Origin of the sequence: Taklimakanibacter albus (assembly GCF_016595235.1) — a bacterium.
In the GTDB taxonomy this organism is placed as follows: Bacteria; Pseudomonadota; Alphaproteobacteria; order Rhizobiales; family Aestuariivirgaceae; genus Taklimakanibacter; species Taklimakanibacter albus.
Genome location: NZ_JAENHL010000007.1, coordinates 2140452 through 2166468, shown reverse-complemented (window position 1 = coordinate 2166468; position 26017 = coordinate 2140452). Strand labels below are relative to the sequence as shown.

Genomic DNA, 26017 nt, shown 5'->3' with positions numbered 1-26017 from the left:
GAACAACAGGGCCGGGCATGAGCGCGACTGTTTCCCTACCAACCGGCAGTCGCGCGCGGCGGCGGCTCCTGATGTTCGAGCCCTATCTCTACAGCGCGCCCGCGCTGCTGCTCGTCGCTGCCACGACGCTGATTCCGATCGTCATCGGCATCTCCTATGCCTTCCGCAACATCATGCTGCTCGATCCGACATCGGGCGACTTTGTCGGGCTCGATAATTTCCGTGAGCTGCTGCGTGATGCGAGCTTCTGGAACGCGCTGAAGAACACCGTCGTCTGGACCGCGAGCTGCGTCGGTTTCCAGTTCCTGTTCGGTCTGATCCTGGCGCTGATGCTCAACCGTCCGTTTCCCGGCCGCGCGCTCATCCAGGCCACTATCTTTCTGCCCTGGGCCATTCCAACCTTTCTCGTCGGGATGAACTGGTCGTGGCTGCTCAATCCGGCGATCGGGCCTCTGCCACATTGGGCCTATGCGCTCGGCCTCATGAATGCGCCCGACAATATTCTCTCCGATCCCGACTATGCTCTATGGGGACCGATCTTCGCCGGCATCTGGTGGGGCACGCCGTTCTTCGCCATCACGCTCCTGGCGGCGCTGCAGTCGATCCCGCGCGAGATCTATGAAGCCGCCGAAATCGACGGCGCCGGCGGTCTCGAACGCTTCCGCTCGATCACGCTGCCCTTTCTCGCGCCCACCATGGTGATCACCGTCCTGCTGCGCACCATATGGGTCGCCAATTCGCCGGAGCTCATTGTCGTCATGACCAAAGGCGGGCCGGCCGATGCCTCGCAGATCGTCGCCAGCTATGTCTTCACCCAGGCCTATCAGGGGCTGAATTTCGGCTATGCCTCGGCGGTCGCGACCGCATTGGTTCTTCTACTTCTCGTCTATGCATTTCTGCTGATTGCGATCCGGCAGACGATGCTGGGTCGCAGGTGAGGAACGGCAGATGCGCGGTTCACCACGAGTCCGATTGATCAAATGGAGCCTTCATTACGGCGTGCTCTTCTTGTTCGTCGTGGCGGCGCTGTTTCCGCTCTACTGGCTGGTGAAGATTTCGCTCACGCCCAATGATAGCCTCTATACACACAGCATCGATCTGTGGCCGGCGACGATCAGCCTGGAGCATTACGCCACGGTGATCGGCAACAGCGACTTCCTGCTGTTCTTCCGCAATTCGATCATCGTTTCCGGCGTCACCGCGATCGCCTCGACGCTGCTCGCGGCGGCCGCGGGTTATGCCTTTTCGCGCTTCGTCTTCCGCGGGCGGTATTGGATCGTCGGCGTGATGCTCGTCACCCAGATGTTTCCGCTGGTGATCGTCATCACACCCATCTTCAGCATCTTCGGGCCGCTCGGACTCACCAACAGTCTTACCGGCCTCATCATCATCTACACCGCCTTCAACATTCCCTTCGCCACCTTCCTGATGCAGTCCTTCTTCGACGGTATCCCGAAGGAGCTGGAGGAGGCGGCTATGATCGACGGCGCGACGCGCTTCAAGGCGCTCCTCCAGATCATCGCGCCACTGACCTTGCCCGGCATCGCCGCGACGATGGGCTTCTGCTTCACCGGCGCCTGGGGCGAGATCCTGTTCGCGCTGCTCCTCAATTCGGCGGCCTCGACCAGCACGTTTCCGGTCGGGCTGCTTCTCTACTCGACCCGCGCGACGATCGAGTTCGGGCCGATGATGGCGGCGGGCGTCTTGGCGCTGCTGCCGGTCTGCATCTTCTTCTTCCTCATCCAGCGCTATCTCGTGCAGGGCCTGACCGCCGGCGCGGTGAAGGGCTGAAACAACGGGTTCCCGGGCATGGCCTCGATCGACATCAAGAATGTACGGAAGGATTTCGGTCCCGTTTCGGTTCTGAAGGGCGTCGACCTCGCCATCGCGTCTGGTGAGTTCGCGGTGCTGGTCGGGCCCTCGGGCTGCGGCAAGTCGACTTTGCTGCGCCTCATCGCCGGGCTCGAGGACGCGTCATCGGGCGAAATCCATATTGGCGGCCGCCGCGTCGACGACCTGCCGCCGCGTGACCGCGACATCGCCATGGTGTTCCAGTCCTATGCGCTCTATCCGCATATGAATGTCAGGGACAATATGGGCTACAGCCTGAGGCTCAAGCGCACGCCCCAGGCGCGCATCGCCGAGATCGTCGGCCGGGCCGGCGCCAAGCTCGGCCTCGAGGCGCTGGGCGAGCGCAAGCCGCGCGAGCTGTCCGGCGGCCAGCGCCAGCGTGTCGCCATGGGGCGCGCCATCGTGCGCAACCCGAAAGCCTTTCTGTTCGACGAGCCGCTCTCCAATCTCGATGCCCGGATGCGCGAGCAGATGCGCTTCGAGATCCGGAAGCTGCATCGCGATCTCGGCGCCACATCGGTCTATGTCACGCATGATCAGATCGAAGCCATGACCATGGCCGATCGTATCGTCGCGATGAATGCCGGCATCATCCAGCAAGTGGGCACGCCGCTCGAGCTCTATGATGATCCGGCCAATGTCTTTGTGGCGGGTTTCATCGGCTCGCCGGCGATGAATTTTCTCACCGGCGAGGCGCGCCGCGGCGAGACGGGCGTAGCGCTCAGCGTCGGCGGCAAGGCGTTCTGCACGCTGCCGCAGGCGGTGGCCGTGCCGGAGGACGGGCGGGTCACGATCGGCATCAGGCCGGAGCGTATCCGGATTGGCGTCGGCGCCGGTCAGGCGGTGGAGGCCGCCGCAGATCTTGTCGAGACGACCGGTGCGGCCAGCGTCGTCCATGTCGATCTCGCGGGCCAGGCGATGAAGATCTTCACGACCGAACGGCTGCAGCTCTCGCAGGGCCAGCGGATACCATTGGCGATCGAGGCCAAGGATGTCTGCCTGTTCGATCCCGCTGGCGGAGGCCGACTGCGTTAATCGCGGCGGTTGAAGCGGAAGAACTCCACCGTGTAGCCGCCCGGATCGCTGAGCATGAAGCCGGTGATCATCCTCTCGGCGGCCGCGGCGAAATCAGGGTGAGACTGGAGCGCGACGCCATGGGTCTTCAGCCGCTCATACCAATCCTCGAGATCAGGCGTCTCCATGCTGAGCATGACGCTCTTCTGATCGAGCGCCTTGTGATGTCCGCGTGCTTCGTCCACCAGGCCGACATAGGAGTGATCGGTCAGCTGGAAGAACTTCACCCAGCCCTTGTCGAAAGTTTTGCGGAAACCGAGCGTTTCGCCATAGAAGCGTTCTGGCGGCGCCAGGTCCTTGTAATAGAAGAATGTCACCTGCGCGGAGACGGGGAGCGCATCGGCGCCGGCTTCAGCCATGGGCAGATCCTCTTCGCTTGAGGGCGGTGACTTCCAGCTCGACCTTGATGTCCTCGACCGGAAAGCCGCAGATGATCGTCGTATTGGTGGGGCGCGGATCGCTGAAGGTCTCGCGCAAAATGGCCGAGACGGTCATGACGTCGGCGCGGTTCGCCAGATAGGCGCGCAAACGGACGACGTCGCCCAGATCGGCATCGGCTTCCGCCAAAGCCCGGCTGATCGTGGCGAGCGACTGGCGCGTCTGCTCGGCCACATCGGGCGAAAATTTGCCGGCCGGATCGGCGCCGGTGGTGCCCGAGACGAAGACCCAGTCGCCATCGGCGACGGCGCGCGAATAGCCGGCGATCTCTTCGAATTTCGAGCCCGATGAAATGGCTCGGCGGTTTGGGTTCGGCATTCAGTCCTCGCGGCACAATTCCCGGAGCAGGTCCTGGGTGGCGGTAATGTCGGCGATGATCGCCTGGCGTAGAGCGAAAGAGTCGCCGGCTTTCAGGGCGACGAGCGCCTCGTGGTGATGGGTGGTGAAGGTCTCGCCGCTTTCCGATTTGAGGATCGGCTCGACGTGAAGGGTAAGGGTGCGCATATAGGGGCCGAAGCGCAGCCACAGGGTTTCGATGAGCTGGATCAGCACGTCTGAGCGCGAGGCTTTGTACAGCAGGAAATGGAATTCCTGATTCTTGCCGAGCATCTCGACGACGCTGCCGCGGCGCGCCATGATCTCATGTTCGAGAATGAGGGCCTTGAGCTGGCCGATCTCGGCGGCGCTGATATGCGACACGGCAAGGTCGGCCGCCAGGCTCTCGAGCGCCACACGCGCGCGGCAGAGATCGTCCAGGCGCTCCAGGCTGACCGCGGGGATGCGGGCCGAGCCATTGGCCGCGATTTCAAGCGCGTTCTCCGCCGCCAGCCGGCGCAGAGCCTCGCGCACCGGCATATGGCTGGTGCCGAAGGACTCGGCGAGCGAGGAAATGGTCAAAGTCTGTCCGGGGTCGAAACGGCCCGTCATCAAAGCATGGCGCAGTTGCCGGTAGACGACGTCCTGCACGGTGCTGCGGGATGAAACGGGGGCAAAGCCTTCAACGATCATCGAAGCGTTTCTCCCATTCTCATCGTGGCATCATCCATGATCTCCAGCATGCGGCCAGTCGGGATCGCGCATCTCCAGGAATTCGACAGTGTTGCCGTCGGGATCGGTGGCGTAAAGCACATAGATGCCGAATTCGCTCTTGAAGATCGGCTTGCCCTTGTTGGGAACGCCTGCCGTGTCGAGGCGCGGCAGCCAGGCATCGGCATCCTTGACGATCAAGGTCAAAGCCGAGCTGCGCTGGGCCCCGGCCGGAAGCTCGGCGGGCACCAGGCCGATGAAGCTGCTCGCATTCGCCTTCAGGATGATCACCTTGCCGTCGCGGGCATAGACCTGCGGCAGCCCGAGTATCTCTTTATAGAAGCGCAGGCTGCGCGATATGTCGTTGACCTTGAGGAAGGTGATAAGTTGGTCAAATTCGGCCATGGAAACCGCGTTAGATCGTTTGATCAAATCTAACATTGATATGGCTTAGGGAGAAGCCAAAAATTCAGGGCCGGATATCCCGTACTAGTTGATGATCTGCCGCTTGGCGCCGCTGTCGGCCGCCGCATCGCTCACATAGGCGCCGGGCTTCTCGAACATCCGGCAGGACTTCTCCGTCCGGATGAAGGAGAAGGCGACGCAGGTATCGCTGATCTGGCAGGTCGCCTCGCAATCCTCGAAGCGCTTCTCCTGGCTTTCCCTGACCGGCTCGCCCGGAAAGGCCTTGTTGCGGAAGCGGACCATGGCGATGCCGGCATCGGAGATCGGCGGCGGATAGGTTTCGCTCTTGAGGCCGCTCATGGTGCTGGGCTCGAGATAGCGCATGGCGGGGTCGCCCTTCAGGAAGCACAGCCCGTTCCACATATTGAAGGAGTAGGCGCGGCAATAGCTGTTGCCGGCGCAAGCGGCCTCGCAGGCATCGAGATTGTCGGTGGTCACGGTGTCGAGCAGAGCGCCGGCGAGATCGGTATTGGGCATGCGCCGGAAGCTCATCGGCGCGGCGGTGAGGTCGACCGCCTTTGCCGCGATGCGCGCCTCGAGCGCCGCCAGACCGGACTTGGCCGTTTCATTGGGACGCAAGGCCATCGACTGGCGGAAATCGTCGGCGGCTTCCGCATATTGGCCGAGCGCGCCATAGGCCATGGCACGGTTGTTGTAGGCGCCGACATAAGAGGGCTTCAGCACGATCGCCTGGCTGTAATCCTGGACCGCCATGCGGAAGTCGCCTTGCTTGGCGCGGATATTGCCGCGGTTGTTATAGGCGCTGGCATAAGCGGGATGGATGGCGATCGCCTGATCGTAATCCTGAATGGCGCGGTCGAAGTCGCCCATGTCGCCATAGACGATGCCGCGATTATTATAGGCCAGCGCATGGGCGGCGTTCAGGGCAATGGCCTTGTCGAAGTCGCGCAGCGCTCGCGGATAATCGCGCTTCGCGTGATAGGCATTGCCCCGGTTGTTGTAGATGTCGGCATTCTTGCCGTCGAGCGCGATGGCGGCGGTGTAATCGGCGACGGCCTGATCGTAATCGCGCCGGGCGAAGTTCTCGAGGCCGCGGTTGAGATAAGCAACGGCGAGGTCGTTGGCGCCGTAGGAGCCCGCCTCGATCACCTGCGTGCAGGCCTCGATGCTGGCGAGGCCTTTTAGCTTCTCGCAGTCCTCGCGCTCGTCGGCCGCCGCCGGAAAAGGCAGAGCGAGCCACGCCATGACGCACATGGCGGCTAATCCCGATCTGTTCGTCACATAGGCCGGCCGCACCCGTTTCCCCCTGGACCCGAGAAAGACTGCTCCGGGCGTCACTATGGTGGCGCGATATCACCAAACGATTAATCAGGCCTCGCGGTAGCGGGAGTTCTGCCTGAGATCGTCCAGGGAAGGTGGTTCATTTCCGAACAGCCTGGTAAGGCCCAGCTCGGCGACCATCTGCTCGCAGATCCGGAAGCCCACCTCACGATAGGCCTCGAACTGCTCCTCATCGAAGAACTGATCGCCGGTCGTCTCATTGGGGAAGTCGGGATTGGCGCCGCGATACCCCTTGGCGCCGACGGCCAGTTCCCGAATGAGCGCCGACTTCAGATAGATCACGATGCCCTCTTTTGGCCAGCCATTGCCGCCCCGTTCGCCATAATCGATCCGGGCGACGAAATAACCTTTCTCGGCGAACTCGGCGCCTTTCGGATAGTCGGTGAGCGTCGGCTTGGCGATCATCTGGGCCGGCCCGCATCTCTCGAATTTCCGGCCGTTCCTGACCGCCATGTCGAAATGCACGGTGGCGCCGAAATCCTGACCGACACGCTGCACCGCGGTGACGAGATCGGCATAGGAGGAGGCGTTGTCCTGGCCGCCGTCGCAGACGATGATCAGGCCGCAGCGCCGGCGCACCAGCTCATAGACGGCGAGATTCTCGAAATGACCGCCGTCGGCGAGCTCCAGCCACTTGGAGGTCTCGAGATAGCCGCGCGAGGTCAAGGCATAGAGGCCGCCGGGCCAGAAGTGATTGGGCCTACGGAAGAGCATCCGCGGATCACCGCGCTTGGGATTGGGAATCCAGAAGCCGAGCCGGATATTCAACAAGCTCATGACCAGCGATACGGTGGCGCTGCGGGTCAGGCCACGGCCGCCGGCACCGCCGCGCGGATTGGCGGCGGCGCCCGAGATCGCCATGGCGGAGGCGAGCGTCATGTCGGAACTGGCCGATGTCTCGGTGCGATACCATTCAGTTGCGTTCGAGCCGATGAATTGGGGCGTGAGGACGAAATTGTCACCGCCGCGTTGACGGTATTTGCGGTCCTGAGATTTCGCCAGCACCATATTCGTGTTGATGATCTGATAGGGGCCTTTCGCCTGCTTTGTGTCCCAGCAATCGGTGAGCTTGAAGTCATTGGCGCGGGTCGCCGCGGCGTTGGTGTCTCTTGCCAATGCATCGTCGTCGGGAAGAAACGCTTCCATCAGCCGGTCGCGATAGAAGCGATGGAGACCGATCTGGTTCGTATTGACGAACCAGCCGGCGACGATCGCCACAATGACGGCGCCGGCAATCAAAGCCCGCATCGTCGCGTCGCCGTCCATGAAGGTCAGGGCGAGGCGATGACCGATCAGGAGAATGCCATAAGCGAACAGGGCCGCGCCGGCCACGATGGCGATGTCGGCGAGCTTGCTGTTGCCACGCACGCGGCTCCACAACTGTCCGCCAAGGGTGAAGGCGAGCCCTAAGGCCGTCCAGGTGCCGCCGAGGCCATATTCTATGTAATGACCAACGAGCGGCAGGGTGCCGATGACGAGGAGAACGACCATGCCGGACAAAGCCCGGCCATAGAACCACTCGAAGGTCCGCCGCGCGCGATATTGCAGGAGCGACTGGGTCGCGGGCGCCGGGCTTTGCCGGGCATCGTCCATCTTTTCGTTCCGGAGCAGATGGCGGATCAGGAGGCCGATGAGATAGTTGACGAAGATGAGATAGGCCACGGCGAAGAGGAAGAGCAGGAAGGGTCCGATCCGGCCGACCCCCGGGAGCGTCGAGCCGGCGAGGATGCAATCAAGGACATAGCCGGCAACGGCAATTCCGATGAGGCCACCCAAAGCGAGGTATACGGGTTTCTGGGTCTTGTCGCGCCAGATGGCCGGTGGGCGGATTTTCTTGCCCATGAACCGAAAACAAAGAAGCGTAAAAAGTGTGATGATGGCCCATAGGATGAGACCGATCACCAAGCTCGTCCATAAGGAGCCGTGTGCGGCTTGGAGAGCGTCGCTGTCCGCGAAGAGTCGTTTCACGACCGGCATGAAGCTTATGAGAACGACAACGACGAGAAGCACGTCCAGCAGGCCGGCGATGCCTACTGCGGGCCAGCTGTACCACGCCGGCCGCTCCGCCGGGGGCTGCGCGCCGCGCCCCGCCCGCAGTTCCGTTTCCGTGAGGCCTGTCCATGACAACAAAGAGTGATTGATGCTGCCCATGACGAACAGCACAGCGAGACCGATGGCGAAGACCAGCATCAAGAGAAACATCGGCGGAATGGTCTCGTTGGCGCCGAGACTCCGGCTCGTGCCGACGATTTCCGCCGTCGTCTCCAATGTGCCCGGTGCCGCCATCTGCACTGCATAGGGCAGGCCACGGATGCCGGGAAGATAGCCCAAGGCGTAAAGCACGCCCATCACCAATGCGGTGACCGGAATCCAGATCATCAGATTCAGGAGAATGGCGCGCAGGACGATGGCGATGCTCGACCACAAGGTGATGCCATTGCCGGGAATGAGGTAATTGCCCTGGCTGCGCAGGAAGCGCAGCACCATAAGGCCGCGGCGATCGACAAGGGTCGATTCGGGCAGCCGTGGATCAAGCGTCGTGAAGGGAAATTTTTTACCCGTATCGAAAGGGCTCTGATGGGTGGGGTTGTCCGGCGTGCTGCCGCGCAGCCACCAGGTGAGAGCGGAACCGATATAGCCGCCACCCGACACGGTCGACAGATAATCGACATGTTTCAAGAGGCCGATATCGGCAAGCTTCTGCATGACGCCGAGCGAGACGGTGGCCGACCGGATGCCGCCGCCCGACAGAGCGAGGCCGATCATATAAGGGCCTTCCTTTCCCTTGCCGTCGATATTCGCCAGCAGCTCCTTTGCCCGGGTGCGCACGTCCTTTATGGCCCCCAGCTCCTCCTTGAGCATCTCGTCTTCAGGCAAGGCGGTCATTTCGGCGTCCCTTCGCTCACAAGGTCTTCAGATATTCGATCAACTGTGTCTTCTGCTCGCCTGTCAAATCGGTGCCATAAGCATGGCCAAGTCTGCCGTTGCCCGGCAGGCGCGTGTCGAACAGGAAATTGCTGGGGCAGGACGGCTCGGGTCGGTCAGAGACGAAGCCCATCTTCTCCTGATCGTAGAGATCGCAGCCGCGATAGAAGGTTTCGCGACGGTCTTCCGGGCGGGTCAGCAACTGGTCGAGATTCGCCACCGCGCCATTGTGGAGATAAGGCGCCGTGAGCCACAGGCCAGAGAGCGGTCCCGCCACATAACCCTTATCCTTGACCATGTTCTTGCGGGTGACGCCCATCTCGAGTGCGACGCGGTTGGCGCCATCGGCGTCCTCCTGCTGCCAGGTATCGAAGCGCTCGCGGTCGGTGCCGATGTCCTCGATGGGAATGACCTTGCCGTAATACTCCCCCTTCGTATCGTGGCACTCGGCGCAATGTGCCTTGTAGAGCTCGGCGCCCTTGACGACCAAACTATCGGAGGTTTTGGGCGCCAAGGGATATTTGGGCGGCGCCTTGCGCTGCAGATAGGCGCGCAGATCGCGCATCTGCTTCTCGAAATGGGGGCCCGGAGGGGCGCCGAGACCCAAGGCCGAATCCATGATCACCGCGAGCGGATCCTGGGTCTCACCGCCCCAGTTCAGCGAATGTCCCTCGCGCGCCGAGAGGTCCCAGATCGCTGGGAAATCCGCATTGCCGGTGGTCTTGTCCTTGTTGCGGTCGGCATTGAGGAGGAAGAACTTGGTGAGATTCATTGGATCATCGCGGCCGGGACCCCAGTCCGGCCGTTTCATGCCGTCGCGAAACTCGATCTGATCCATCCAGTCGAAACCCTCGACCTGGTCGCGGATGCGGCTGCGCACGATCGGGATCAGGAGATGATAGATCGCCCAGTCGTCGAGACCCATCTCGAAGTTGCGCTTGATCTCGTCCCACATGCCGTCGAAGCTGAATTTGCGGTCATTGGCGGCGCAGCGCAGAAAGCGCAGGAACTCCTGCGATGTCGTGGTGTGCGACGGTCCCGTCGGCACGATGACCGGCTTGTCCGCGATATCCATGCGATAGGTCGCGGTGTGGCAGATGGCGCAGGTCTGGGTGATGCGCTCGAAACCAAGACGGCGCTTCGAGAAGCCTACCGGCAATTCGCGTCCCTCTTCCCAGGGCAGGCCGAAGGCGCGGTAGCCGCCGAGCCGATTGCCCGGCAGGCACTGCGGAAAGATGCGCGGCATGACATAGAAGATCGGATAGGGAATGCCGCGATCATTCTCGGCGTTGAGCGAACCATATTTGAACTGCTCGTCGGCGATATTGTCGAGACAATCGGCATGGCGCGACGACTCGACATCGGCGCAGACATCCTGCGGCTCGGTCTTGAAGAACTTGAAATTGGCATAATAGAGGGAGATGGCGGCGACGATGACGAGCATCCAGGGGCCGAGGAAAAAGGTGCGAAGCCCTTGCTTGATACGTTTGCCGGTCCTTCTGTTGGGCATGGCGCGTCCTCAGAATGTCTTGAGATATTCGATGAGCGCGTCCTTGTCGGGATCGGACAGCGCGGTGCCGTAATCATGGCCGTCATTGCCGTTGCCCGCGCAGGTCGTGGCATCGCAGGTATTGCGATTGTCCGGCGCATCCGCGCCGCAATCGGCCAGGCCTTGCAGATTGGTGGCATAGCAGAACGGAGAATCCGTCTTGTTCGCGATGCTCGCGTCCGGTCGTGAAACGAAGCCCATATTCTCCGCGTCATATTCGGTGATGCCGCGATAGAACATCTTCGGCCGGTCCTTCGGTTTGGTGAGAAGGTCGCGCAATGTCGGCACCGAGCCATTGTGCAGATAGGGCGCCCTGAGCCACAGACCGTCGAGCGGCATGTTGGCATAGCCGTCACTCTTGCGGAAATGCTGGAAACGCTCCTCGGCATTGCCGACATAAAGCGTGCTCTGATTGAGCATCAGATCATAGGTGTAGTTGTCGAAGCGGTAGCGATCGGTGCCGATGTCGCCGATGGCGGTCGTCTGTCCCACCGATGCGCCGGTGAAGTCGGTGCCGGACTGGCCATGGCAATCGGCACAGAAACTTACATAAAGGGTCTTGCCGTGTGCGGCCTTGGCTTGATCGATCTCTTTGCCGAGCGTGGTAGCGAAATCGGGCGGCCTTGCCGTCAAGAGCCAGGTCTCGATCCGCTTCACCGACTCGCGGTCGAGATTGGGGAAATTGGCCCCGGTGCCGAAGGCGGCCGAGCGGTTGCGCTCCTCGAGCTTGTTGTTGTTGCCGTCCCAATGCAACCACATATGGCGCTTCTTGTCCTGCAGCCAGACGGACGGAAAATCGACGACGCCGATGCGCTCATGAGCGGGAATGTTCTCGAAGGGCCAGGCCATCAGCGCCTTGGCGGGTGAAAAAGTGTCGAAGCGGCCAGGGCCGAAAGCGGGCTCGGCTTTGGTGAATTCGAACCGCTTGCTGATGCCCTTGATCAGGTCCTTCATCTGCTGAACGCCGATGAAGCGCAGCGCCAGGCGGTTGAACCAGTCGATGTCGATCTTGTTCTTGTCGATGGCGTCCAGGATCGTGCTGGCGTTGAAGTCCGGGTCATCGGCGATTGCCGTCAGGAAGTTCTGGAAGGCTTCCAGGTCGACGGTATTGGACGGCATGCCGGTCACGACGAGGCGGCGGCGATCAGGTCCCGGCCCGGTCACGACACCGGCATGGCAGGCGGCGCAATTGAGGAAGATGCGATCGAGACCCATATAGTCGCGCAAGGTGGTGCCGACCGGGCGTGGGCGTCGCGGCTGCACGGCGCCTTCGGGAAAGTCCTCCATGATGAAACCGAAAGCGGCCCAGCCCTGATCCTGACGGCCCTCCGGCAGCTTCTTGGCGAAGAGGATCGGCAGCACTTCCCAGATCGGATAGGGAATGCCGAAATTCTTGTCGCCGCCGGTCGAGCCATATTTGAACTGCATCTCGCCGGAGGCAAAGGTCTCGGGCACATCGCGGCTGAGACGCTGATAGAGCCAGACTCCCGCCAGGATCGCGACCGGCAGCAGGACATACAGGCATAACCATCGGAACTGAGCGCGGGTCATGGCAACTCGGCCTCCTCGATCAGGCGGGCCGCATCTTCGGCGGCGGTCAGGCCGGGTTTCCACAATTGGAGGAAAGGTCGCGGCGTCTCGGGCGCGAAGGCGCCGGAGGTTTCGAGCGTCTTGTCGGGCGCCATGCCGGAGGCGATGAGGCCCAAGGGATCGCGATTGGGAATCTTCGGCTCGATGACGGCGAGGCCTTGCGGGAAAGCCTTGGCAAAATCCGACCCGCTTTGATCCACTACACTCTTGAGCTGCTTGGCGATGAGCAGCCGGTTGGCACGAGTGACCGAGCGGGCGAACTGATCGAGGCCGTCGAAATCCTGGTGGATGGCAAGGCCTTCGATATTCGCCGGCAAAACGGCAACGATGCGCGGATTGGCGTTCGTCTCGTCCCAGGGCGGTGCGGAGAAGATCGGCGCGCGTGACTGATGACACGTGGCGCAGACATCCTCGCTGAGCTCGGCCGCGACGGGGCGGCCTTGCGGGCCGTAATCGTCGATCTGGGTAAAGTGAAAGCGGCCCTCTGTTTCGTCGAAGGCGATGATCTCGATAGCGCGCGCGGCCGGCTGATAACCCATGAACAGGCGGTCGCGCAGCGCCGGCCCCTGAGCACCATTGCCGATCACCGCCAGCAGAATGCGCGGCGAGGTGAAATAATTGGGATCGGCCGCGTAGCGTTGCAGCGAGCGGCCGAGCGGCACGAAGCCCAGCTGGATCTCGGCGCCGGTTCGCGCCTTCACGTCTTCGACCAATCTTGCGAAGGGATAGGGCAGAGCGAGGCTGCCCTGCTCAGTCGGATAGAGACGCTCGAATACCGTCTCGGCGCGGACGGCGCCGGCCGTTACCGCGAGACACAGCAGCAGGGTGGATGCGCGCGCGCTAGGGCGCCGCCGCCATGCCCTGTTCGCCCGCCCAGCAATCCTCGGCGACGGGCTTGCCGTCCAGAAAGGCCTGAAGGCCATTTTCGGCGGTCTCCGCGTCATAGACGGTGAAATTCAGAAGGAAGATGCGGTTGGCATAAGCGCGGCCCAGATAAAAACCAGGCCGCACCATGCGGATCTCATCGCGGATGGCGAGGCCGCCGCGGCCCGCCAGCGCATCGGGCCGTTCCATGTAGCCCGGTAGGTCGTTGGTATAGGCGTAATCGATGATGATCGATTCGCGCCTGCCGTCGACGAGACTCTGGCCGCAATAGAGCTTGGCCGGAAACAGCAGCCAGGCGGTGCTGTTCGGGCTCACATAGGACAGGAGGCCCTGGCGCGGAATCTCGACGGTCTGAAGCCTATCCGGCGCCTCGATCAGGGCTTCCAGCGGCTTGAAGTCCTCGATCACATTGCGCAGCACGCGTTCGTCACGAAAGAAATATTTGCCCTTCCACATCGACCGGCCGAGCTTCTCCAAAGTGTCGATCTTCGCATCGGCGACGGTGCCGAGGCCGCCGCCGAGAATCTCGGCGAGCCTCGATTTCAGGCCGTCGACACCGTTCTCGAAGAAGAGATTGCCGCGCATGAAGCCATCGGGAACGGGACCGGCAGTGAGGCGGGCATAGATCTGGTCGATTTCCTCCTGGCTCAGGACCGTCAGATTCTCGGGCGTGAGCTTGGCGCGGTCGGCGCGGCTCAGCGGCAGGTCATGTTCGAGCTTGGCGAAGTCGACATGGAATATCTTCAGTGGGTTGTCGGGATCCTTGAGCGCGCCATCGGTAAGCGGCGCAAAGGAAATGACGGGACGCTCCGGCGTGCCGTGCTTGGTGTAGCAGACGTAGATGCCCGCGCCGAGCAGGAGCACGCCGATGACCGCAATCGCGCGAAGTAGGTTCTGCATGTTCATAACGTGGCCACGAAAGCGATGAGGGCGTCCTTGTCCTGATCCGACAGCGTCTCGCCGAAGCGATGGCCGCTGTTCTCGACGCGCCCGAGATTGTTGGAATAGAAGCGCTGCACGAACCGGTCGCGATCGGCGGCGAGCTCGAGCACGGTGGGCCGGTCCTTCAGGATGGCGTCGAGGATCAGGCGCTGGAGTCCGTCCTTCAGATCGGCGAGCTGTTTCGCATTGAGAAGGCCCGCATATTTCTCATCGAGTTTCTGGGCGTCGGTGCGGCGCAGCACCGTGTCCTGGATCAGGTCCTTGAAGCGCAGGCTGTTGATGGCGAGGGCCGGATAACCTTTCGGGATCCGCACGCTGATCTCGAGTCCTAATAGTTTATTCAGCTCCGGATTCTGCAGTTTGGGCGCGATGTCGATGATGATGTCGTCATCGAGGAGATGCATTTTGTCGATGCGCTTGCCGGGATTGAGCATGTCGCGCATCGAGGCGACATAGAGCTGGTATCGCCCGGCGACACTGGTGTCGTAGCTGAGGCAGGCGGGCGGCGATGCGATCGGCTTGCCTTCAGCATCGACATAGGGCGAATCGTAGAAATCGACCTGCTTGTCGGCGGGCTTGCCACAGATCTCGGGCCCGATGGCGTTGTTGTGCATGAAGGGCGCATGCGCCCAGGCGGACAAGAGCGAGATATTGCGATAATAGCCGCGGCCGGCGCCGGCCATCACTTCCGGCCGCGCCGGGTCGCGCGGTCTCTCGTGAATGTCGAGCGCCGCATATTGCTCCCAGACGCGCGTCCGCATGTGGTTCGAATGCAAGGAACGGCCGGCATAGGTGCCGATCTCGCTCGCCGGCTCCAGCTCGTCATTGCCCAGCCAGTCGGCGCGCAAGGTCGGATCGCCCGGCACGGTGGCCCGGAAATCGGTGTTGTCGAAAGGCGGCTTGCCGCTCGAATGGCAGCTCGCGCATTGCCGGGCATAGATGTCGCGGCCGCGCTTCACCGCGCCGGGGAAGAATTGCTGATCGAGCTCGGCTTCCAGCGCCTCAGGTGAGGCGAGGCCGCGCGCCTTCCACAGGTCGGTCGGGCGTGCCGTGAAGAAGAAGGCCTCGATATCGTCGAGACGATCCTCGATGGCGCGGAAGCTGGCGCAGTCGCGCCGGCATTGGCCGATATCGAATGGCGTCTGGCCGTAATTGCGCTGCTTGGGATCGGCGGCGCGCAGATCGGGAATGTGGTTCAGCCAGCATTGCTCCGAGCACGAGCCGATATTGAAATACACGCGCTGGATCGCCTCTTTGATGCCGATCGAATCCTCGCCGCCTTTCAGGATGTTGGGCTGCAACTCCTTCTTGGTCGAGCGCTCCCAGCATTTTCCGAGCTTACCGGGCTCGCACCAGCATTTCTCGGCCTGAGTTCCCGCCGGACAGGCCGCGGCGCGGCGCCATTTCAGGATCTCATGCTCATGCAGCGGGCGCTGCTTGAAATTGATGATCGCATTCATGGTGCCGGGATTGGAGACATAATCCATCGGCAGGGCCGAGGTATCGACGATGCCGGGCCTGGCGCGCGCGATGAGCTGCCATTCGAGCGCATGTTTGCCGAAGCCCGAGCCCAGGATATTCGAGACGCGGCTATATTGGTTGCCGACCAGGCCGTCGATATTCTCCCAGGCCGGATGGTTGGGATCGGCCGGCGGCTTGTCGGGCTTGTAGCCTATGTGGCACGCGCCGCAGGCCATGCCGATGCGGTAGGGCGGCTCGATCGAGCCGTCGAACAGCCTGCTGGTCCGGTTCTGCGCATCGGTCGGAAAGACGTTGAGCGCGCCGCGATAACCTTCCCAGGATTCGGGCTTGTCACCGTTGAGCTTGAGCCAGGCGCTGCGGTCGAAGCGCGGATTGGGGAACTTGCGCAGGCCCAGAATGCCGGTCGATGTGCCGAAATGAAGATCGCAGGCGCTCTGACGCTGGTCGGCGCCCTGGGCCGGCACATCCGTGAGATCGCAGGCCGGATCAGGATAACCATATTTGCCGATATATTTCAGCAGCACGTCGTCGCCCGGACACCACTGGAAACCATAGGTCTCGCTGAGGCTCTTGGCGGGGCAATTGGGCTCGCCCGGTACGCAGCAATCGGGATCGGGAATGCCGCCCCAGGCCTGGAAGATGTCCTTCTTCTTCTCGGCGGCGAGAATGCCATACCAGTCGATGAGGCCGCCGACACGCTGCTGAAAGCCATATGTGAAGAAGCGGTCGTTGAAGGCCGTGGCATTGAACCAGACCTCGCTGCCGACGCGCTCGGTGGCGGAGAGGGGCGCTATTTCACGCGCATAGCCCTCGCTCAAGCTCGATTGTGCCTTGGCCGTTATGGCCATGGCCAGAAAGAGCACGACCGGCAGTGATCGGCTCAGCAGCCGCGCAGGACGGAATGGACGAGACGCGGGGCGGTCGTCGATGGGACAATACACGAAACACTCCAGTGGTTATTGCACCGGTGAATGCTTTTCTGTCTTTCCCAGAAAATCAGCTGACGCTGAGCCCTCTGATAGGACCATACACCTTACGTTGGAATTCCGCAATCGCCTGTGCGCCACATGGCGGCGCCAAGCCTCGCCCAAATCGTCTTGTGGCGTCTCTTTCACTTTGATTCTATTGTGATAATGGTTGCGACAGATACAGCAAGGAGACGCGATTTGACTGCTCTCAAAGTTGCCTTGGTAACCGGTGCCGGCTCGGGAATCGGCCGTGCGGTGGCGAAAGGACTGGCCGAGGCCGGGTATGCCGTGGTTCTCACCGGACGCAAGAAGGATACGCTCGAGGCCGCAAAAGCCGAGATCGGCGGGCAATGTCTCGCCGTTCCGAGCGATGTGGGCGATCCGGACTCGGTCGCCCGGCTGTTCCAGGAAACGGCCAAGGCCTTCGGCCGGCTCGATGTCCTGTTCAACAATGCCGGCATCGGCACGCCGCCGGTGCCTTTGGAGGACCTGACACCGCAGCAATGGAAGGCGGTGGTCGACACCAATCTGTCGGGCGCTTTCTACTGCACCCAGGAGGCGTTCCGCCTGATGAAGGCGCAGTCGCCTTCGGGCGGCCGCATCATTAATAACGGCTCGATCTCGGCCCATGTGCCGCGACCCTTGTCGGCGCCCTATACGGCGACCAAACATGCGATCACCGGCCTGACACGCTCCACCTCGCTCGACGGACGCAAATACAATATCGCCTGCGGCCAGATCGACATCGGCAATGCCGCCACCGACATGACGGCGCGGATGAAAAGCGGCGTCCTGCAGGCCGACGGCTCGCTGAAGCCGGAGCCGACCATGGATGTCCGCCATGTGGTGAATGCGGTGGTGCATATGGCTTCCCTGCCGCTCGACGCCAATGTCCTGTTCATGACGGTGATGGCCAATGAGATGCCCTTTGTCGGGCGCGGCTAGATCCTCATCAACTCTTTGATTTTCCTGTCTGCTTCGCCCGATGGACCTTGGTCCAACTGGCTCCGTGACGGCCCGCCCGGCATAATATTGGAGTCGGGCGGTATGGGGAGTTGCGGGAGGGAGCATGTCCACTGGACGCGCATCGAAGGGCCTGATGACGGTCCTGGGAATCGCGACGCTCGGCGCCATGTGCGTCGCGTCGCCGGCCCGCAGCGATGAAGGCGGTGTCAGCTTCTGGCTGCCGGGGCAATTCGGCAGCCTCATCGCGGTGCCCAATGCGCCGGGCTGGACGGCCACCGGCCTTGCTTATCATTCCTCGGTGAAATCAGGCGGCGGCAAGGCTTTTCCACAAGGCGGCGAGATCCGCGCCGGTCTCGATGCGGATGTCGATGTCATGGGCTTCGGCCCCGGCTATACGTTCGACACGACCATTTTCGGCGGCCGGCCGTCGGTCAGCGTGCTGGGCCTCGTCGGTCATGTCAAAGCCTCGGCGGAAGCGACGCTCACCGGGCCGAACGGCAACGAAATCTCAGGGCATCGTACCGACACGCTGGTCGGCGTCGGCGATCTCTTCCCGATGGCGACGATTAAATGGAACTCCGGCGTTAATAATTTCATGCTCTATGCCACCGGCGACATTCCGGTCGGCGACTACGATCCCGACCGGCTCGCCAATCTCGGCATTGGCCATGGCGCGATCGATGGTGGTCTCGGCTACACCTATTTCAATCCGCATTCGGGATATGAATTCTCGGCCTCGGGCGGTGTCACGTACAATTTCGAGAACGAGGACACGGACTACCAGAATGGCATAGACAGCCATTTCGATCTGGCCGCCTCGAAATTCCTGTCCGAGCAGGTCCATGCCGGCGTCGCCGGCTATTACTACCAGCAACTCACCGGCGATGATGGTGACGGCGCCACGCTCGGTGATTTCAAGTCGCGTGTCTTCGGCGTCGGGCCGCAGATCGGCTATTTCGTCCCGGCCGGCGAGATGCAGGCCTATGTCAATCTGAAAGGTTTCTATGAATTCGGTGCCGAGAACCGTTCGGAAGGCTGGAATGTCTGGCTGACCTTCGCCTTGACGCCGAAAGCCGGCCCGTGATGCCATTGGCCCTTGGGCCAACTACTTTGTGATCGCCCGAGACGCCATACTCGCTTGGTGCCGGGACAGTTCATCGCGAGGTGACCATCATGATGCGTCCACCGTCTCTCCGTTGCTTGAAGGGAAGTCTCGCCTGTGCCGCGTTTCTCGTCGGGCTTGTTCCGGCGAGCGGCGCTTTCGCGGATGACGCCAAGGCGTTGCTCAAGGCGATGTCCGACTATATGGCGAAGCAGAAGGATTTCTCCTTCACCTATGAATCGACGGTCGAGGCCGTCACGCCGGATTTCCAGAAGCTGCAATTCGTGAGCTCCGGCAAGGCCAATGTGAGCCGGCCGGATAAGGTCCATGTCACCCGCACCGGCGGATTCGCCGATGTCGATGTCACCTTCGACGGCAAGACCCTGACCGTCTACGGCAAGAATCTCGATGCCTATGCGCAGATCGAGGCGAAGGGCACCTTGGACGAATTGCGTGACAGGCTCGCCGATGCGGGTGTCGAGACGCCCGGCGGCGATCTGCTCGGGTCGAATGTCTATGATACGCTTATTGCCGATGTGACCGACGCCAAACACATCGCGTCGGCCTATGTCGATGGCGTCGAATGCGAATATCTCGCTTTCCGCACGCCCGACACCGACTGGCAGATATGGATCCAGACAGGCGACACGCCGATACCGCGACGCTATGTGATCACCAGCAAGCATGTCGTTCAGGCGCCGCAATACACTTTCCAGCTGAATAATTTCAAGAGCGGCGCGGAAGCCGGCACGGCGAGCTTCACCTTCGACAAGCCGGCATCGGCGAAGCAGGTCGATCTCAGTGCGCTCGAGCTCGTCGATGAATTGCCGGCGCCGGTGAACCAGGGAGACGCGCCATGACCATGTGGAAAAAGTTTCTCGCCTTCGCTCTCGCCGTCGCCTTTCTCTCGGGTGAGGCAGCGGTCGAATGGGGCGTGCCTGCGATCATCGGCCTGGGGTTCGTGTCCAAGGCCGAGGCCAGGATCGGCCATCCGCTGACGCCCTTATCCTATGCGGGTGTCGCGCGGCGCACCACCCGGCGTGTTGCGCGCCGGACATCGATCAGGCTCAACGCACTGCCGGCCGGCTGCGTCTACGGGCCCTATTATGGCGCCTATTACTATAATTGCAGCGGCGTCTATTATGTGAAGAGCAGCGGCGTCTATGTGCAGGTGATCATCCAATAGAGCGCTTCGCATCTCGCCTGATTTCCTCAAATCAGTGGATCGCCTGCTTACGCTTGAGCGTGGCCTGCTTGGCCGTCGCGTCGTGAATGGCGGTGAGCAGAAGCATCTCGTCGACCGGTTTGGTCAGATAGGCGCTGGCGCCGTCGCTCAAGCACTCCGTCCGGCTCTTCGAGCTGTCATGGCCGGTGATGACGATCACCGCGATATCGGACTCCGTCTTGGCGACAAGCCGCTGCACCTCGCGACCGCTCATGCCTGGCATATGCAGGTCGATGATCGCGCAATGCGGGTGGAAGCCGTCTATGGCGGCGAGGAATTCTTCACCCGTTCCATAGGCGCGCACATCGAAGTCCGAAGCACGCAACAAGCGGCTGAGAGCGTTGCGGACCGAGACGTCGTCATCGAGGACGGAGATGCGGATGCGAAGCTTTCCCATATCGTTCCGACGCGCCGTATTTCCGACAGACGGGAAGCTGCGCGCCATCTCATTGTTTCACACACCGGCTGACCGAAAACCCGCATCCCCCATTTCCGGGACCGATGAAATAGGCCTAGCGCAACATGAAAGCCCGTCCTAGTTGGACCTAGGGCCCACCCGCCGACATATTCACGGTTTTTGCGTTTCGGTCCGGTTTTCGGCCGCTTCGCGATCGGCCTCGATCCGGGCGGCAAGCGTGTATGCGATATAATATTTATATATATTGCTCACATATTGGACGGTCTCGCGGCCGACGATGGCGGCGGCGCCATTCTCCACATTGCCGAACCAGAGATTGGGATCGAGCCCCATCGCCGACGCCTTGGCGCGGAACTTCTTGAGGTTGCCCGGGCCCGCATTATAGGCGGCGAAAGCGAATAGGACGCGGTTGAGATCGTCGATGCCGGCATCGGTGATATAGGTGGTGATCAGGTAGCGCAGATATTTCGCCCCCGCGTAAATATTGCGGTCGGCGCTGCCGACGATGTCGGTGACACCAATGCTCTTGTCGGCGGCGGTCGAGGGCAACAACTGCATCACGCCGACGGCGCCCCTCGGGCTGCGCCTGGTCTGGTCGAGCTCCGATTCCTGGTAACCCTGCGCCGCGATGAGGAAATGCTCGAAGCCGAACTGGTTGCCATATTTCTGGAACGCGTCGGAAAATTCCTCGAAGCGCTTCTGCGCCTCGGTGGAGAGCGCGCGGCGCGCCATCTTGTCGCTCGTGTAATAACGCTTCTTCAGGATGTTCCCGAAAGTCGTCCCGAGTTTGTGTTTCGCAACGAAGGCATCGACCGCGGCCTTGAGCTGCGGGCTGTTCTTGCGCATGGCCCAGGCGATCTCGCCGCCCTCATTCACGACAAGGTCGTTGCGCGCGGTGAGATTGGGCAGCACCTTGGCCCAGATCTCCCCTTTGTAATCGTCGACGACGGCATAGGGCAGGAGGCCGGCGCTGACCATTTCGAGGAGATCCTCGTCCTCGAGCGCCTCCTCTGCGGCAATGAGATCGATCGGAGTCTTGAGCCTAGCGTTCAGCGCGGTCAGATGCTCGTAATAGCTGCTTGTTTTGCGGACATAAAGCGGACGCCCGGCACGGTCTTCGATATGGGCGATAGCGGGAGACGCCGGACCGGTGACCAGCACTTCCTTGACATTGCCGGCGAAGGGCTGGCTGAAATCGACGAGGTCGCGGCGCTCCGACGTAATGGTCAGGCCGCCGGCGGCGAGATCGCCCAGGCCTTCATTGAGGGCTGAAAAAAGCCGGGCACGTGGCATCGGCACAAAAACCACATGCACCTGTTCGGTCGCTTTTTTCTTGTCCTTGTTCAGGACCTTCTGGAAAGCGTGGCCGATATCCACCGCAGTGCCGAGCTCCTCGCCCTTGTCGATGAAATAAATGGTCTTGCTGTAGGGAACGAGAATGCGGACGATGCGGCGCTTCTCCATGGCGTCGAAATCGCCGGTCCAGGGCTTGACCATATCGAGCCCCAGCGGCTTCTCGGCGTCTTCGGCGCGCAAAGGCGCTGTGAAGAGGACAAGAAAGGAAAGGAAAAGGAAGGTGCCGGCCTGGGTCAGCCGGCGCGTGATGCTGGTCATGAATGCCGCCGTCAGCAATTGTCGATCCGGGAGCGGAGAGAGCTACCATGATGACTTTTGATGGAAATTCAATGCACTGGGCAGTTGGACCAAGGTCCAACCGGATTTGCGGCACGGAAGGAGATATGACAGACTGAGGGATGTCGTGAGGGGTCGGAAAGTGCGTCAGTTTCTTTCCTATGCGTTGGGTTTTGCGGGACTTCTCTGGCTCGGCGGCTGTGCCACGGAAATACGCGACCCGGTGCCGGAGTCCCTGGTCGCGGTGGCCGGCGTTCCCGGCTATTCCCACATCCGCTTCTGGGGCGACAATGCCAGCAACCTGGATCCCGCCATTCTGCACAGCCAGGCCACCCAGGTGGTGCGGGCCGCCAAGTCGGACAAATCGATCAATCTCTATGACCGCAAGTTTCTCGCCATTTCCGGCGGTGGCAGCAACGGCGCTTTCGGGGCGGGGCTCCTGGTCGGCTGGACGGCGGCGGGCACCCGGCCCCACTTCGACGCGGTGACCGGGGTGAGCACCGGCTCGCTCATCGCTCCCTTTGCTTTTCTGGGTCCTGCCTATGACCGGCAATTGCGCGAGGTCTATACCGAGGTCTCGGGCAAGGACATCTACAAGACCAAAGGGCTTTTCAGCATCATCGGCGGCGACTCGGCCGTCGACGACACGCCGCTCCGGCACCTGGTGGCGCGTTATGTCGATGACGACCTCCTGGCCCACATCGCGCGCGAGCATGCCAAAGGGCGGCGCCTCCTGGTCGGCACCACCAATCTCGACGCCGAGCGCCCGGTCGTGTGGGACATGGGCGCCATCGCGTCGAGCCGCGAGCCCAACCGTCGGCAGCTTTTCTGCGACATTCTCGTCGCCTCGGCCTCGATCCCCGCGGTGTTTCCGCCGACGCGCCTGACGGTCACCGCCGACGGCCAGAGATATGACGAGATGCATGTCGATGGCGGCACGACCAACCAGGTCTTCCTGTTTCCGTCCAATTTCACGGCGCGCGATGTCAACCAGATGATCGGCCGATCGCCGAAGCGCACGCTTTATGTGATCCGCAACGGCAAGGTTTCACCGGAATGGAGCGCGGTGAAGCCCAGGATCACCGCCATCGCCGCCAAGTCGCTGGCCTCCCTGATCAAGACGCAAGGCATCGGCGATCTCTACCGCATGTATGCCAATGCCAGGCGCGACAGCATCGACTTCAATGCGATCTGGGTCCCTGGGAGCGTCGAGCTCAAGGAAAAAGAGCCCTTCGATCCGGTCTATATGAAGAGCCTCTTCAATCTCGGCTACCGGATGGGCCAAGGCGGCATTCCGTGGTCCAAGGTTCCGCCGAACGAAGAGTAAGGCTCATTTCGCGGCGACGAGCTCGAACAACTCGACCTTCTCCGTGCGGCCCTTGGCCTGGTGAAAGCCCAGCGGCCGGAAGACGAAGCGCTTCTCGCAGCGATCCTTGACGGCGCGGCTCGCCAGGATCGTGGTGCCGAATTCCTTGTTGATGCCTTCGAGGCGCGAGGCGACATTCACGGTGTCTCCCATCGCGGTATAGACCAACCGGCGCTCGGCGCCGACGCTGCCGACGACCGCCGGTCCGCTGTGGAGACCGAAGCGGGTCACGAATTCGGGTTTGCCCTCGGCGCGCTGCCGGGTGTTGAAATCGCGCAAGGCGGCGGCAAGGTCGAGCGCCGCGCGGCAGGCATTGTCGGCGTGGTCGGGGTCGTTCACCGGCGCGTTCCACATGGCGAAAACGGAATCGCCCAGGAACTGGATGATCGCGCCATTGTGGCGCTCGACGCCCTTGTTCATGAGCTCGAAATAGGTCGACAGCATCGCCACGACCGCTTCGGGCGAGTGGCGCTCGCTGATGGTGGTGAAGTCGCGGATGTCGGTGAACAGCACCGTCACCTCCTGGCGCGCCGCGCCGCTCTGCGCATCGCCGCGCGAGGTCACGATCTTGCGCACCAGCTCGCGCGGCACATAAAGCGCGAAGCTGCGGATGGCGTCACGCGCCGCACCGAGCGCATCGGCAAGGGAGTTGATCTCCCTGATGTAAGTGCGCCCGGATGCGGGCTGATCGAATTCGAAGTCGCTGAGATGAACCGCCTCGTCGGTCAAGGCGGAAAGCGACCGGGTGATGAGGCGGGCGATCAATATGGCGATGATGATGCCGCTCGCGAGCAGGAGGCCCGACACGACAAGCCCGCGGCGCAGCAATTGATCATTGGCCGCGGTGAAGTCGGACAAGGGAGCCATGACCACCAGCCGGTTGCCGGCGAGGAGCGGCGAGAAGCGGATCGCCGCCATCTGGCCTAGATAGGTTTCACCGGCCGCCGTGAAGGCGAACGGGCCGTCGGTCGCGGGAAGTGCCGCGCGCGCCGCCACGACGGTGGCGTCATGGATATTGGGGTCGTCGGTGCCGGTGCGCCGCTTGCGGGCCTGCAGGAGCAGCAGCTTCTCCATGAGAGCGGGATCGGAATGGATGACGAGATCGCCGGCGCTGTCGAGGACGAAGGCGCGGCCGCGCGGCGAGACCTTCTCGTCGTCGAGAAAGCGCCCGACGGTCGTGAGCAGGATATCGGCCCCGGCGACGGCGTCCTTGCCGGAATGATGGCGTTCGGCGAGCGTCAGGGCCAGCGCCCGCGTCGTCGCCGTGACATAGGGGCCGACGGAGACTGTGCCTGGCGTCGCCAGCGCCTGCCGGTACCATGGCCGCCGCCTGGGATCATAGGCGGCGTCCGTCGGGGCGAGTTCGGCCAGCATCTCGCCGTTGCTGCCGAGGAAACGCCAGACCGATGCCGCGGAAGCCTCCGCCGATGTTCGGCTGATGATACGCAGCGCGAAAGCGGCGTCTTTCGGCGCGCTCAGTAGCTGGCGCCAGGTCTTGTCGTTGTCGAGGCTGACGGCATGAATGAAGGAGCCGTCGCCATAGCCCGTATAGAGGCCGTCCAGATGCGACGAGCTCGCAAGCCCTTTGACGAGAAGGCGTGTCTTGGCGGCGAGATCGGCGGGCGGCGGATCGGCGAAGGCTTCCGACAGCGCCGCCATCGCGACGAGGGGAACGGCGTCGCCGAAAACGATGCGAAAGCGATCGCCGGTGCGCTCGGTCAGAAGCTGCATCTTTTCATGGGCGGCCATTTCGGCGGCAGCCTGGCCGCGCTGATAGGCCATCCAGATCAAGGGCAGCGCCACGGTGAGCAGCAGCAGGATGATGAGCAGGCTCAGATGCAGCTTGAGCGGACCGGCCCACTGGGGCGGGTGCGGGCGGTCGGGATGCTGCGGGTCAGGCGACGGCAATCTGGATTGCGCCTATTCCGGGAACAGGAAAGTTATGGTGGCGCGGGCGCCGAGGCCATGCGGGCCGCCATCGGTGCTGTCGGCCCAATAACGCACGGCGCCACCCAGGCTCACCGGCTGATGGCCGATGGTGACGAGCTTGCTCACCGTGAAATTGACCGGAATGCTCCATTGCTCAGCTTCCCAGTCATAGCTCGATTCGGCATTGACGCCGAAGGTCCAGGCATCATGCGTCGTGAAATTGATGAAAGGCTGCAGGAAGGTGGCGCTCACATCGTCGCGGTCGGCGTCGCCGGCGAAGGACCAGATGTGATTCATGAGCGCGCCATAGGTCCAGCCGCCGGATTGCCGGAGCACGACAAGCGTGGGGCCGGCGCCCCATTTCTCGGCCGACAGCAATTCATCAGTGCCGGTCGGCACCAGGAAAACCGGGCCCAAGCCCCAGATGATGCCGCTTTCGCCCGGATGCGTCGGTGAGAAGAACAGGCTCTGAGTGATGTCGCCCAGCCCGAACTGGCTGCCGGCGCCGGGGAAAATGTCGTCCTGGTCGATGATCGGCAGGATGGTGCGCGAGATCATGTTCCAGTCGTCATTGAGCGGAACGGGGATCACCGGCTGGAAGTTGAGCTGAATGCGCTCGCCGTCGCGCTCCGGGCCGATTTCCGAGTCGTAGTTGAACTGGAACGGCACGCTGATCATGGCGGCGACGGGGTTGTTGAGCTTCTTGGCGAGGTCGGCGCCGTCTTGGCCGGCCTCCTGGGCCCCGGCGGCACACGCCCAAATCAGCGACGCGATGCCCGCCAGACCGGTCTGAACAACCCGGCTCATTTTCTCCCTCGTCGATTTGGCGTCCGTCACGAAGCCTAGGCACCCCATCGCATAGTGGATAGTTGGACCAAGGCC

The 26017-nt window shown here is 62.2% G+C and carries 23 protein-coding genes; 8 read left to right on the top strand and 15 right to left on the bottom strand.

Features of this window, described 5'->3' with window-relative positions; genetic code table 11:
- Window positions 1-71: 71 nt before the first annotated feature.
- The 3 genes from JHL16_RS21765 to JHL16_RS21755 are packed head-to-tail and all read left to right on the top strand — an operon-like array spanning window position 72 to window position 2886.
- Window positions 72-938 (top strand): carbohydrate ABC transporter permease, encoded by an 867-nt coding sequence (locus JHL16_RS21765; protein WP_246771001.1) that lies wholly within the window; start codon window positions 72-74, stop codon window positions 936-938.
- A gap of 10 nt (window positions 939-948) precedes the next feature.
- Complete coding sequence (locus JHL16_RS21760) at window positions 949-1791, top strand: carbohydrate ABC transporter permease (RefSeq protein ID WP_200186911.1); 843 nt, start codon at window positions 949-951, stop codon at window positions 1789-1791.
- 18 nt (window positions 1792-1809) lie between these two features.
- Complete coding sequence (locus JHL16_RS21755) at window positions 1810-2886, top strand: ABC transporter ATP-binding protein (RefSeq protein ID WP_200186910.1); 1077 nt, start codon at window positions 1810-1812, stop codon at window positions 2884-2886.
- Here JHL16_RS21755 and JHL16_RS21750 read toward each other — a convergent pair.
- The 11 genes from JHL16_RS21750 to JHL16_RS21700 form a co-directional block, all read right to left on the bottom strand.
- On the bottom strand, window positions 2883-3284 hold the full coding sequence (locus JHL16_RS21750) for a VOC family protein (protein ID WP_200186909.1): 402 nt from the start codon (window positions 3282-3284) through the stop codon (window positions 2883-2885). The genes JHL16_RS21755 and JHL16_RS21750 overlap by 4 nt on opposite strands.
- On the bottom strand, window positions 3277-3681 hold the full coding sequence (locus JHL16_RS21745) for a RidA family protein (protein ID WP_200186908.1): 405 nt from the start codon (window positions 3679-3681) through the stop codon (window positions 3277-3279). The genes JHL16_RS21750 and JHL16_RS21745 overlap by 8 nt, the downstream gene beginning before the upstream one ends.
- Window positions 3682-4371 (bottom strand): GntR family transcriptional regulator, encoded by a 690-nt coding sequence (locus tag JHL16_RS21740; RefSeq protein ID WP_137857061.1) that lies wholly within the window; start codon window positions 4369-4371, stop codon window positions 3682-3684.
- A 30-nt stretch (window positions 4372-4401) separates the two neighbouring features.
- Entirely contained in the window at window positions 4402-4794 is a 393-nt protein-coding gene (locus JHL16_RS21735; protein ID WP_200186907.1) for a VOC family protein, read from the bottom strand.
- Window positions 4795-4878: 84 nt separating this feature from the next.
- Window positions 4879-6069, bottom strand: coding sequence for a tetratricopeptide repeat protein (locus JHL16_RS21730; protein WP_200186906.1), 1191 nt, complete (start codon window positions 6067-6069; stop codon window positions 4879-4881).
- Between the two features lie 114 nt (window positions 6070-6183).
- A complete protein-coding gene (locus JHL16_RS21725; protein WP_200186905.1) occupies window positions 6184-9042 on the bottom strand; it encodes a patatin-like phospholipase family protein in 2859 nt (952 codons plus the stop codon).
- A 16-nt stretch (window positions 9043-9058) separates the two neighbouring features.
- The gene (locus JHL16_RS21720; protein ID WP_200186904.1) at window positions 9059-10591 is read right to left on the bottom strand and encodes a c-type cytochrome; all 1533 of its coding nucleotides are present in this window, start codon (window positions 10589-10591) and stop codon (window positions 9059-9061) included.
- Window positions 10592-10600: 9 nt separating this feature from the next.
- Entirely contained in the window at window positions 10601-12181 is a 1581-nt protein-coding gene (locus JHL16_RS21715; protein WP_200186903.1) for a c-type cytochrome, read from the bottom strand.
- Window positions 12178-13143 carry a hypothetical protein gene (locus JHL16_RS21710; RefSeq protein WP_200186902.1) on the bottom strand — a complete coding sequence of 322 codons (966 nt, stop codon included), beginning with the start codon at window positions 13141-13143 and terminating at the stop codon, window positions 12178-12180. The genes JHL16_RS21715 and JHL16_RS21710 overlap by 4 nt, the downstream gene beginning before the upstream one ends.
- Window positions 13061-14005: a hypothetical protein gene (locus JHL16_RS21705; protein WP_200186901.1), complete on the bottom strand. Its 945-nt coding sequence runs from the start codon at window positions 14003-14005 to the stop codon at window positions 13061-13063. Before JHL16_RS21705 ends, JHL16_RS21710 begins: the two co-directional genes overlap by 83 nt.
- Before the next feature lie 2 nt (window positions 14006-14007).
- Window positions 14008-16470 (bottom strand): cytochrome c, encoded by a 2463-nt coding sequence (locus tag JHL16_RS21700; protein ID WP_200186900.1) that lies wholly within the window; start codon window positions 16468-16470, stop codon window positions 14008-14010.
- 225 nt (window positions 16471-16695) lie between these two features.
- Between JHL16_RS21700 and JHL16_RS21695 the strand changes: the two genes are divergently transcribed.
- The 4 genes from JHL16_RS21695 (at window position 16696) to JHL16_RS21680 (ending at window position 19751) form a co-directional block, all read left to right on the top strand.
- Window positions 16696-17442 carry an SDR family oxidoreductase gene (locus JHL16_RS21695; protein ID WP_246771000.1) on the top strand — a complete coding sequence of 249 codons (747 nt, stop codon included), beginning with the start codon at window positions 16696-16698 and terminating at the stop codon, window positions 17440-17442.
- A gap of 124 nt (window positions 17443-17566) precedes the next feature.
- Window positions 17567-18547, top strand: coding sequence for a SphA family protein (locus JHL16_RS21690; RefSeq protein ID WP_200186898.1), 981 nt, complete (start codon window positions 17567-17569; stop codon window positions 18545-18547).
- A 92-nt stretch (window positions 18548-18639) separates the two neighbouring features.
- Entirely contained in the window at window positions 18640-19425 is a 786-nt protein-coding gene (locus tag JHL16_RS21685; protein WP_246771118.1) for a DUF2092 domain-containing protein, read from the top strand.
- Window positions 19422-19751 (top strand): hypothetical protein, encoded by a 330-nt coding sequence (locus JHL16_RS21680; RefSeq protein WP_200186896.1) that lies wholly within the window; start codon window positions 19422-19424, stop codon window positions 19749-19751. The genes JHL16_RS21685 and JHL16_RS21680 overlap by 4 nt, the downstream gene beginning before the upstream one ends.
- Before the next feature lie 31 nt (window positions 19752-19782).
- On the opposite strand, the gene JHL16_RS21675 is transcribed toward JHL16_RS21680, so the two are convergent.
- Together JHL16_RS21675 and JHL16_RS21670 are read right to left on the bottom strand one after the other, a co-directional pair.
- Window positions 19783-20187 carry a response regulator transcription factor gene (locus JHL16_RS21675; RefSeq protein WP_200186895.1) on the bottom strand — a complete coding sequence of 135 codons (405 nt, stop codon included), beginning with the start codon at window positions 20185-20187 and terminating at the stop codon, window positions 19783-19785.
- A gap of 171 nt (window positions 20188-20358) precedes the next feature.
- On the bottom strand, window positions 20359-21822 hold the full coding sequence (locus JHL16_RS21670; RefSeq protein WP_200186894.1) for an MltF family protein: 1464 nt from the start codon (window positions 21820-21822) through the stop codon (window positions 20359-20361).
- 160 nt (window positions 21823-21982) lie between these two features.
- Here JHL16_RS21670 and JHL16_RS21665 point away from each other — a divergent pair, with 160 nt between their 5' ends.
- The gene (locus JHL16_RS21665; protein WP_200186893.1) at window positions 21983-23167 is read left to right on the top strand and encodes a patatin-like phospholipase family protein; all 1185 of its coding nucleotides are present in this window, start codon (window positions 21983-21985) and stop codon (window positions 23165-23167) included.
- A 3-nt stretch (window positions 23168-23170) separates the two neighbouring features.
- Here the strand turns inward: JHL16_RS21665 and JHL16_RS21660 are convergent, their stop codons facing one another.
- Complete coding sequence (locus JHL16_RS21660) at window positions 23171-25114, bottom strand: adenylate/guanylate cyclase domain-containing protein (protein WP_246770999.1); 1944 nt, start codon at window positions 25112-25114, stop codon at window positions 23171-23173.
- 12 nt (window positions 25115-25126) lie between these two features.
- Window positions 25127-25942 (bottom strand): transporter, encoded by an 816-nt coding sequence (locus JHL16_RS21655; protein ID WP_246770998.1) that lies wholly within the window; start codon window positions 25940-25942, stop codon window positions 25127-25129.
- Window positions 25943-26017 lie beyond the last annotated feature (75 nt).

Excerpts from the sequence above, each read along its gene's own strand:
- JHL16_RS21740 (WP_137857061.1), bottom strand. The coding sequence starts at position 4,371 with ATGATCGTTGAAGGCTTTGCCCCCGTTTCATCCCGCAGCACCGTGCAG.
- JHL16_RS21755 (WP_200186910.1), top strand. The coding sequence starts at position 1,810 with ATGGCCTCGATCGACATCAAGAATGTACGGAAGGATTTCGGTCCCGTT.
- JHL16_RS21760 (WP_200186911.1), top strand. The coding sequence starts at position 949 with ATGCGCGGTTCACCACGAGTCCGATTGATCAAATGGAGCCTTCATTAC.
- JHL16_RS21685 (WP_246771118.1), top strand. The coding sequence starts at position 18,640 with ATGCGTCCACCGTCTCTCCGTTGCTTGAAGGGAAGTCTCGCCTGTGCC.
- JHL16_RS21765 (WP_246771001.1), top strand. The coding sequence starts at position 72 with ATGTTCGAGCCCTATCTCTACAGCGCGCCCGCGCTGCTGCTCGTCGCT.
- JHL16_RS21730 (WP_200186906.1), bottom strand. The coding sequence starts at position 6,069 with ATGTGCGTCATGGCGTGGCTCGCTCTGCCTTTTCCGGCGGCGGCCGAC.
- JHL16_RS21735 (WP_200186907.1), bottom strand. The coding sequence starts at position 4,794 with ATGGCCGAATTTGACCAACTTATCACCTTCCTCAAGGTCAACGACATA.
- JHL16_RS21750 (WP_200186909.1), bottom strand. The coding sequence starts at position 3,284 with ATGGCTGAAGCCGGCGCCGATGCGCTCCCCGTCTCCGCGCAGGTGACA.
- JHL16_RS21690 (WP_200186898.1), top strand. The coding sequence starts at position 17,567 with ATGTCCACTGGACGCGCATCGAAGGGCCTGATGACGGTCCTGGGAATC.
- JHL16_RS21705 (WP_200186901.1), bottom strand. The coding sequence starts at position 14,005 with ATGCAGAACCTACTTCGCGCGATTGCGGTCATCGGCGTGCTCCTGCTC.
- JHL16_RS21675 (WP_200186895.1), bottom strand. The coding sequence starts at position 20,187 with ATGGGAAAGCTTCGCATCCGCATCTCCGTCCTCGATGACGACGTCTCG.
- JHL16_RS21745 (WP_200186908.1), bottom strand. The coding sequence starts at position 3,681 with ATGCCGAACCCAAACCGCCGAGCCATTTCATCGGGCTCGAAATTCGAA.
- JHL16_RS21725 (WP_200186905.1), bottom strand. The coding sequence starts at position 9,042 with ATGACCGCCTTGCCTGAAGACGAGATGCTCAAGGAGGAGCTGGGGGCC.
- JHL16_RS21655 (WP_246770998.1), bottom strand. The coding sequence starts at position 25,942 with ATGAGCCGGGTTGTTCAGACCGGTCTGGCGGGCATCGCGTCGCTGATT.
- JHL16_RS21680 (WP_200186896.1), top strand. The coding sequence starts at position 19,422 with ATGACCATGTGGAAAAAGTTTCTCGCCTTCGCTCTCGCCGTCGCCTTT.
- JHL16_RS21720 (WP_200186904.1), bottom strand. The coding sequence starts at position 10,591 with ATGCCCAACAGAAGGACCGGCAAACGTATCAAGCAAGGGCTTCGCACC.
- JHL16_RS21710 (WP_200186902.1), bottom strand. The coding sequence starts at position 13,143 with ATGGCCTTCAGGCCTTTCTGGACGGCAAGCCCGTCGCCGAGGATTGCT.
- JHL16_RS21715 (WP_200186903.1), bottom strand. The coding sequence starts at position 12,181 with ATGACCCGCGCTCAGTTCCGATGGTTATGCCTGTATGTCCTGCTGCCG.
- JHL16_RS21670 (WP_200186894.1), bottom strand. The coding sequence starts at position 21,822 with ATGACCAGCATCACGCGCCGGCTGACCCAGGCCGGCACCTTCCTTTTC.